7 protein-coding genes and 1 pseudogene are annotated in these 9,735 nt (G+C 27.6%); all 8 read right to left on the bottom strand.

Annotation, left to right across the window (positions count from 1 at the left end; genetic code table 4):
- Nucleotides 1–321: 321 nt before the first annotated feature.
- Nucleotides 322–1,512 carry an acetate kinase gene (locus EHV01_RS06605; RefSeq protein ID WP_422066763.1) on the bottom strand — a complete coding sequence of 397 codons (1,191 nt, stop codon included), beginning with the start codon at nucleotides 1,510–1,512 and terminating at the stop codon, nucleotides 322–324.
- A gap of 16 nt (nucleotides 1,513–1,528) precedes the next feature.
- Entirely contained in the window at nucleotides 1,529–2,506 is a 978-nt protein-coding gene (pta, locus tag EHV01_RS06600) for a phosphate acetyltransferase (RefSeq protein WP_422066762.1), read from the bottom strand.
- 103 nt (nucleotides 2,507–2,609) lie between these two features.
- Nucleotides 2,610–2,885 carry a copper homeostasis protein CutC gene (locus EHV01_RS06595; protein WP_422066761.1) on the bottom strand — a complete coding sequence of 92 codons (276 nt, stop codon included), beginning with the start codon at nucleotides 2,883–2,885 and terminating at the stop codon, nucleotides 2,610–2,612.
- Entirely contained in the window at nucleotides 2,836–3,264 is a 429-nt protein-coding gene (locus EHV01_RS06590) for a copper homeostasis protein CutC (protein ID WP_422066760.1), read from the bottom strand. Before EHV01_RS06590 ends, EHV01_RS06595 begins: the two co-directional genes overlap by 50 nt.
- Nucleotides 3,265–6,312, bottom strand: a complete 3,048-nt coding sequence (locus tag EHV01_RS06585; protein ID WP_422066759.1) for a DNA polymerase III subunit alpha — start codon at nucleotides 6,310–6,312, stop codon at nucleotides 3,265–3,267.
- Nucleotides 6,313–6,376: 64 nt separating this feature from the next.
- On the bottom strand, nucleotides 6,377–6,727 hold the full coding sequence (locus EHV01_RS06580) for a hypothetical protein (RefSeq protein ID WP_422066758.1): 351 nt from the start codon (nucleotides 6,725–6,727) through the stop codon (nucleotides 6,377–6,379).
- Nucleotides 6,711–7,911 (bottom strand): annotated as a pseudogene (thiI, locus tag EHV01_RS06575) (tRNA uracil 4-sulfurtransferase ThiI). The gene EHV01_RS06580 and the pseudogene thiI overlap by 17 nt, the downstream one beginning before the upstream one ends.
- Nucleotides 7,912–7,926: 15 nt before the next feature.
- Complete coding sequence (locus tag EHV01_RS06570) at nucleotides 7,927–9,642, bottom strand: septation ring formation regulator EzrA (protein ID WP_422066757.1); 1,716 nt, start codon at nucleotides 9,640–9,642, stop codon at nucleotides 7,927–7,929.
- Between the last annotated feature and the right edge of the window lie 93 nt (nucleotides 9,643–9,735).

Here is a 9,735-nt window from a genome sequence, read left to right as displayed (position 1 = left end):
ACTTGCATCTTTATTTTACATTTTAAAAAATAAGCAAAACAATAAAATTAACTGAAAAATAAAATTATGTTTTATTATTTGATTAATTCATGTTTTAGCAATGAATTTTGTTGTTGTAATGGAAAGTCCACTGGATTTCTGACACTGCATTTACCTTTATTTTTCCAACTGCTATGATTTTAGTTGTTCATTTTAGTATTAATAAAATTTTTGCAAAACACTTAATTTAAAAAATGGACTAAAATGAAAAGGTTTAGATGCTAATAGCATCTAAACCTTTTCATCGTGAAGAATTATATTTTAAATAATAACAAAATTATCTTATGAATTAATTAAATGATAAGTATCTTCGCAAATCATTACTTCTTCATTTGTTCGCATTGCATAAACAAGAACATCTGCTTTTGGAGTTGAAATTAGATTTTCCGTTTCATATGACCTTTGATTTGCTGACGAAGATAATTCTAAGTTTAATAAAGTAACTTCATTAACAACTAATTGGCGCATTTCATCAGAATTTTCGCCAATTCCAGCGGTAAAAACAATTGCATCTGGTTTTGTTTTTAAATCATTAACATAACTAACAATATATTTTGCAATTCTTTTTGCACTCATTAACAATGCTAATTTACTACGTTGATTATCCGTGCTACTGTTAAAAACATCACGTAAATCAGATGATACTCCCGAAATTCCTAATAACCCAGATTCTTTATTTAAAGTATTAGTTATTTCATCTAATGTTGCACCAGTTTGATTTGCAATAAATTGGTGGATTGAAGGGTCAATATCGCCACTTCGTGTCCCCATAATTAATCCTTCTAATGGGGTTAAACCCATTGAAGTATTAAAACTTTTACCATTTTTAACTGCACAAATTGAAGCACCATTCCCTAAATGACAAATAATTGCATTAACTTCAGTAACTGGTTTTTGTAAAATTTCAGCTAATCTTTTTGTAATATAACGATAAGAAATGCCATGAAAACCATAACGACGGACTTGATAATTACTATATCATTCATAAGGAACTGAATATAAATAATTTTCTTCAGGAATTGTTGTATGAAATGAAGTATCAAATACTGCAACATTTGGAACATCAACAATCTTACGAAAAGCTTCAATAGCAGCAATTGCTGGTGGATTATGCAGCGAAACTAATGTTACCATTCGTTTAATTTCTGAAAATACTTCATCGTTAATAATTATTGATTGTGTAAATTTTTCACCACCATGCACAATTCGATGTCCAATTCCTTGAATATCAGTAAAATCTTGAATAATATAATGTTCTTTTAATTTAGCGATTAAAACTTTCGCTGCTGCTTTATGGTCTGGAAAATCTTCTTTTGTTTGAAACTCCTGACCATTAAATTTAAGGGTAAAAATTCCATCAATGTTAATTCGTTCAGCTAATCCTTTGCAAATTACTTCATAATTTTTTGCTGAATCAACTTTATATAATTGAAATTTCATCGAACTACTACCCGCATTGATTACTAAAATCATTTTTCTTTTTTCTTTTCTAATCATTTGATTTATATATACATAAATATGCTGTCACTAAAACAGTATTGTAAATGTCATTAATAGTAGCACCACGTGATAAATCATTAACTGGGCGGTCTAATCCAATAACAATTGGACCAATTGCTTCAAATCCCCCTAATCGTTGGGCAATTTTATATCCAATGTTTCCCGCATCCAAATTTGGAAAAACAAAAATATCAACAGGTGCTTTTAAGACTGATGACGGCGCTTTTTTATTACGAATAGCATCATCTCACGCGGTATCAAATTGAAACTCACCATCAACAGAACAATTTTTTAAATTCTTTGCTTGGACAAGTTCATAAGCAGTACGGACTTTATCAACAGAAGTCCCACGCCCTGAACCTTTTGTTGAAAAAGATAATAATGCCATGTTTGGCTTTTGAAAACCAAAAACTTGACTAGCTTCATATCCTAAATAAGCAATATCTGCTAATTCCTCAGCCGTTGGATCAATATTCAAAGCACAATCAGTAAAAATATAACGTTCATTATTCCGAACCATTAAAAAAAATGATGAAACTAATTTTACACTTGGTTTTGCTTTAATAATTCACAATGCTGGACCAATAATATCTTTTGTATCATAAGTAATCCCACCAACCATTCCATCAGCAAGACCTTTTTTAACTCATAAAATTGCTAAATAATTACATTCACGAACTAATTCTTTAGCTTCTGATAATGAAATTTTTCCTTTTCGTAATTCAACGAAATATTCTGCTAATTCTGTTTCATTTTGCTCTTCGGCAACAATAACTTCGCTTTGTAATTCATCAATTGTTGTTGGAACTTCTGCTCGTGTTGCAAAAACAAGAATTGGCGTAATATTTGTACCAATTAATTGTTTCGCTACTGTTTGAATTCGTTCAGAATTTCCTTCTGGAAAAATAATTTTTATTTTGTGAGAAAAGGTATTAATTTTTTCAAGTATGTTTTTTAAAATGTTCATTTTTTATTCCTTTCTGCTATTAATCATTACCAAATAATTATATTACTTTTTTTAAAGTTTTTAGAAAAAGTAGCAAATTAATTATAATTAATTAAAAATTTTCCTATTTTAATTGTTGAAGTTTTACTATATCAAGGGCAGTATTTCAAGTCACGTCATAATGCACAGCACTACCAAGATGAATCACATCACAATAATGACTAATTTCGCGATAATTAGTCAAATTAATACCACTACCTCCTTGAATTTGAACACCATAATTCCGAAGACTTTGTAAAGTTACTAAATTTTTCATAATTGGAGTTATCCCACCTTGGGTTAAAACTGTGCTAATTCCTAATTGAACTAATTGTTGAATAGCAGTAAATTTTATCTTCAATTAAATCAAAAGCCCTGTGAAAAGTAATTGCTAATGGATGTGCTAAGGCAATTAATTCTTCCATCCGTAATAAATCAATTTGATGCGTAGGTGTTAAAATTCCGACCACAATACCTTCTGCCTTTGTTGTTTTAATATAAGCAATATCTTTTTTAAGTTGAAAATATTCATCAGCCGGACAATAAAAATCAGCATCACGGTGACAAACCATTACCCGAATAGGAACTTTAATTCGTTCAGTACATTTTTGAATAACTGCATAAGATGTTGTTAACCCTCCACGCGATAAATCAGCACATAATTCAATTCGGTCAATATTTCCAGCTTGTTCAATAATTTGGCATTCTTCGTAGTTTCTTGCAATAACTTCAATAAACATTTATTCTTGCTCCCCACTAATAAATTTAATGCGATTAATAATCCCATTAATTTTATTATTATATGTTCCTAACTTAATATTTAATAATAAGACATTATTAGTTTTTAACAAATTAGCATAATCTTTATAAATACCAGCAAAAGCAGTAATACTAATTTCGCCACTTTCATCATAACAATCTAAGAATGCCATTTTATTGTTGTTTTTATCAGTAATTACTTTTACTCGCTTCACGAGAACTAAAATATTTGCTGATCCTAAACTTAAACGCAAATTACTAATTAATGTTGTTTTATCTTGGTACCCTGCTTTTTCACGAATATATTTTAATGGATGATTCGATAAATAAAATCCTAAAAATTCATATTCTTTTTCTAGACATATAACTTCATCGTTTGGTTCAATTACTAGTTCTGGTTTTTCAGCTAATGAAAAATCAACAATTAAATTTTCATTCTCTTCTTGCGTTTTAATCAACTCAATATAAGTAAGAATTTGGTGGTAATTATTAAATAAGGTAATCCGGTTCAGCTTAAAAACATCTAATGCTCCAGAAAAACATAATGCCTCATAAGTTTTTCGATTTAAGCCTTTCTTATATAAACGAATAAACAAATCATATAAATCCATAAACATCCCATTAGTTTGATACTCTTGGGCAATTTTATTAAAAAAAGCAAAACCAATTTGTTTAATAATTAATAATGGAACACAAATTTGATTATCAATTGTGTGATACTGTCGATATGGAGCATTAATATTTGGTGGCACAATTGTTAAATGATTCTTTTTTGCTAAAGTAATATAATCATTTGTTTTATGTTCATCCCCAATAACATGTGTCAATAAACTAGCTAAAAACTGGGAAGGATAATTTGCTTTTAAATAGGCCATTTGATAACCTAATAATGAATATGCAACTGCATGGCTCCGATTAAACCCATAGGCAGCAAATTTATAAATTAATTCTCAAATTTCTTGTGCTATTTTTTCAACATAATGATTTTTAACAGCCTCTTCAATAAATTCAGTTTTCATTTGGCTCATAATTGATGCATCTTTTTTCCCCATTGCACGACGAAGCACATCAGCTTTAGCTAGTGAAAAATTAGCAACTTTTTGAGCAATTAGCATAACTTGCTCTTGATAAACAATAATACCATAAGTTGGTGCTAAAATTTCAGCTAGACGTTCATCAATATAGGTAACTTTTGCCAAATTTTTTTTTCGTTTAATAAACAAAGGAATATTATCTTGTGGACCAGGACGATATAACGAAGACGTTGCAACAATATCTTCTAATTGGTCTGGAACCATATCAACTAAAACCTTCGTCATCCCTGGTGATTCTAATTGAAAAATCCCTTTTGTATCCCCTTGCGCTAATAATTGATAAGTTTTTGGGTCATTTAATGGTAAGGTGTCAACATCTAATTTTACTTTTGTTTCTTGGTAAATATTATCAATCACATCATGTAAAATTGTTAAATTTCGTAATCCTAATAAATCCATTTTTAGAATTCCCAATTCTTCTAAATAATTCATTGAATATTGTGTTTGATAAATTCCATTATAGCCTTCTTTAATTGGAATAATTGTTTGTAAGCGTTGTTGTGTTAAAACAACACCTGCTGCATGGGTCCCTGTTTGACGTGGTAAACCAATAATTTTTTTTAAATGCAAAAAAACTTGGGGATATTTCTTCTGATAAATTTCAAAAAGAGGATTAGCATTAATTGCTTCTTCATAATGATAATTATATTCTAATGGAACTGCTTTGCTCATTTTATCTGCTTCTTCAATTGCGATATCAAAAATTCGACAAATATCTCGAATTGCCATTTTCATCCCAATTGTCTGGAAAGTAATAATATGGGCAACATGTTCACTACCATATTTTTCAAATAAATATTCAACAACCATTTCTCGTTTATCATCTTCAAAATCAATATCAATATCTGGTAAACTTTTTCGTTCTGGATTTAAAAATCTTTCAAAAAGTAAATTATAAGCAATTGGATCAATTGTTGTAATATTTAATAAATAACTGACAAGACTACCAGCAGCACTACCGCGGCCAGGACCAACAAAAATATTTTGTTGTTTTGCATAACGAACATAATCTCATACAATTAAAAAATAATCATTAAAACCCATTTTATTAATCACCGTTAATTCATAAGTTAATCGTTGCAGATATGTTGTTTTAGAACCATTAATTTTTTTTTGTTTTAAAGCTGTTTGACAAATTTCTTGTAAAAACTGTTGTGCGGTCTGCCCTTCTGGGGTTGGATAACGTAATAAATTATCAAAAATAGTCCCTTTATGCAAAGGAAAAACATCAATTGTCGTAATAAATGTTTTAATATTGTCAAAATATTGTTGATAAAGGGGCAGTGGTGAAACTCAACCATATAAATCTTTCATCTTACTTTCTTTAAATAAAGTTTGTATTTTAATTGTATCAACAACTTTATAAGCAGTAAAATCTTCACTTGTAAAATATTGTACTTTATTATTTCAAATAATTTGTTCATTTGCAACTAATCCTTGCAACGATTCTAACAACGATAAATTCCCATTATTAATACCTAAATATAAATCCGTTCCAACTTTTAAAATTTTTCTTAGCGTTTGATATAACTCAGGTTGATAATTATCTGTTGTATAATTAATAATAATCTTAACATCTGTTGTTAAAAACTTACTAATTTCCTCTAATGTTACATTTTGCTTATGTTCAGCATTAATCATTATTAAAGATGAAATTTCAACTAAATTAAAATAACCATTTTGATTACGGGCAAATAAATTCATATTATAAGGAATATCATTCAAGAAAATAATAACATTTAAGCCAATAATTGGTTTAATTTTATTTTTTTGACAAAGCTGGTGAAATTCATAAACCCCAAACATATTATTATCACAAATTGCCAATGATGATAAATTAGTTGTCATAGCATAATTAAAATATTTATCAAAAGTAATTAAAGATGATAATAAACTATAACTTGTTCGAACATTTAAATGGGGAATTGTCATCATTGCTACCTCACTCTCCTATCATTGTAGCGAAAAAGAAAATAAAAACCACAATTGTGGCCTAATTTTATAATTTAATTGCAATAATAATAATCATAATTACAATTAAAAGCGCTAAGATCCCAAAAACTAAATAACATCATAAACGGGCTTTTTTCTTTGGAACCATTTCTTTTAATAATTCTTTTTCTAAATCAATTGCATTTTTATTATAAAAAGAATTTTGTTCTTTCTTCATATTTATTATTTTAATATCTTCATCTTTAACATCACGAATAATTGAAAATTCTTCATCAATTAATATTGTTTCTTCTAATAAGTTTGTTCGTGATTGTTCTGCTTTTTGTAATTCAGATTCATTAACTAATTGTTTTGCTACTTCTTTCTTTTTTTGAAAAAAACTAGTTTTCTTCTTCATAAATCACATCCTTACCAACCACATATGTTGTTATATTTTTTTTAATTATAACATCAATAATTTCTGTTCACATTAAATTCTTTTCTTGAAATTCTGCTTGTTTTAAACGTGGTTTTGTAACAGGATTCTTTGGAACAAATAAACTACAACAATCTTCAAACGGTAAAATTGATGTTTGATAAGTATCAATTTGTTTTGCAATATCAATAATTTCATTTTTATCAAAACACAATACTGGCCGCAAAATCGGCAATGTAGAAACATCATTGATTGTATTAATACTTTCAATTGTTTGAGAAGCAACTTGTCCTAATGATTCTCCAGTAATAATTGCCTGACATTTTAAATCTTTAGCTAATAAATTAGCAATACGATAAAAACATTCTTCGCATAATAATAATTCGATAACTAACATCAGGAATATGCATTAATTCATGTTGTAACATTGAAAAATTAACCGCATGCAATCGTTGCTGATTTTGACCAGCGTAATAATTTAATTTTTGAACTAAAGTTTTAACTTTTTGTAATACTTCTTCTGTCGTATGTGGCGGTGTTGCAAAATGTAAATATTCAATATTCATTCCCCGTTTCATTGTTAAAAAAGCTGCAACTGGTGAATCAATTCCTCCTGATAACATTACTAATCCTCGTCCAGATATTCCAACTGGTAAACCACCAATTGTTTTAATCTTATTAACAAAAACATATGTAAATGTTCGGCGTACTTCAACATCAATTTGCAAAACTGGTTGATGAACATCAACTTTAACCTTTGTTTGTTGTAATATTTTTGGTGCTAATTGTTGCTTAATTTCCGTTGATGTCAGTGGAAAAGTCTTATCATTTCGGCGCACTTCTAATTTAAAAGTTGCTGGTTGATAATAATTTACGATATTAATTGCACAATTAGCAATTTCTGATAAATCACAAGCAACTTTTTTGGCTAATGATAACGATGATGAACCAAAAACATTTTTAACAATGTTAACAATTTCCATACTAACCGTTGCATCTAATAGTTCAATAAATAAACGATCAAATTCTTTTTTAATTTGATATTGATTTTCATATCCTGTTAATTTTGTTTTAATATTATTAACTAAAACTCTTGTAAAATCATTACGGTTTTTCCCTTTGGTTGTTAATTCTCCATAACAAATTAATATTACATCAAAATTCATTTTATACTCCATTTTCTATATTTTTCCTTGTTCTTCATGAATAATTTTTAACGCTAAAAATAATGAGCCATCATAATCACCATCGCGATAAGCAATCTGAGCATTACGTAACTGGTCATCAACATCATCATTTGTTAAAATAAATTTTTGTGCATAAACTAATGTTTCTTGTGATAATAAATCTAATAAAATATTATTTTTAATTTTTTCAAACAATTTTAAAACTTCTGTTTTCAAACGATTTAGTTTACCTGTTACTTCATCAACTTCACTAGGATTATTAACATCAAATGATATTCGTTTAATTTTTTCCAAGGATTGTCGATAATCACTAATTGCTTTTTCATATTTTGTTAATAATTTTTTATATTGTAATTGATTTAAGCGAACTTCAGCTTGTAACAAAACCACTTCTAACAAATGAATTGTTTTTCTAATTTCAGTTTCTGCAAAATTACGTTTTTCAATAATCTTTACAACATTTTCTAATGCTTCTTGGGTTACAACAGCATTTTCTAATAAATGTACTAATTCTTGATTAAAATTAACATAATCGCGACCATTACGATTAATTTCTAAGACTAAGCGGTTAGTATCATGTGTTAAATCCTTTGTTTTTCCCATTGCTTCATGATAAATGCCTTCTTCATGTGCCGTTAATGTTGATGAACTACGTAATGCCTCAATTTGTCGAGAAATTGCATTAAAACTCCGTTCAATTTTATTAATATAATCCATTACAACTTGATAATATTTTTTAAAACATGAAATAATTGCTTTTTGATGTTCAATACTTTGATCAAAATCACTAATTTGATTAATAATTTCAATTGTTTTCTTGGTTGCTTTTTTATATTGCAAATAATCAATATATTTAGAAATTAAAATTTTAGTTTTATCAATCTTTTGGGTTAATTCATCAAAACTATACTTTAATAAATCACGACTACTTTCATCTTTATTGAAAAGAACATATTTATCTTTTAATAAAGAAAGTTTATTTGGAACCAATTTTGTTAACAAGGTTTTAATTTGTGGAATATTGTCTAAAATTTCAACAAAAATAGTTAAGGAAGTAGTAATATTAGATAAAATTTGTTCTGTTTTAACAAAATCACCCGCTGTTAAATAATCTTCAAATTCATCAAACATACTTTCAATATTTCGTTCAAAATCACTAATTTTTTTAGAATCTAAAGATACATTCATTTGCAATTTAACTGCATCTTCTAACAATGAATTAAACATTTTCTTATGTGCCAAAATATAATCTCGTTGTAATAATTCAATTCGCAATTGACTGTTAATTTCATCTAATAACCGACGAGCTTCTTCTTCCAATAAAGTTAATTCTTTTAACAACGGAATAATTTTTTGTACTGCTACTTTCGGCATTTTCTTGGATGTTGTTTTATTAATTTGATATAATTTACGAAATACTTCTAAACAACTTATTAATTTTTTCTCATAAATAATTTCATACTTTGTTCGTCAGATAATCAAGTCTTTTGCATAGCGATTATTATAACGAGCAATTTCAGAAATCCGAAAAATTTTATGTTTTAACGGTAATCGTTTTAAAATATCAAATTTTTGTAAAACTTTAATTTCAATTGTTTTTAAATAACGCTTTTGCCCTCACAATACTAATGTTATTATTAATAGTAACAAGCAGACAAAAAATAAAATTAATAATGTTAATTTAATTGGATTATTAATAATATTTTCCATTTTGCCTAGCCCCCAATCATTACTATATATCAATTGAATTATAGCACTTGCAAAAGATATTACATTAAAAATTAGCTTTAATTTTGTCGAAAA

The organism is Spiroplasma sp. hy2 (assembly GCF_044714365.1).
GTDB lineage: Bacteria > Bacillota_I > Bacilli_A > Mycoplasmatales > Mycoplasmataceae > Spiroplasma > Spiroplasma phoeniceum.
Note: the sequence above shows the minus strand (reverse complement) of the source record. Positions and strands in the feature narration are given on the sequence as shown.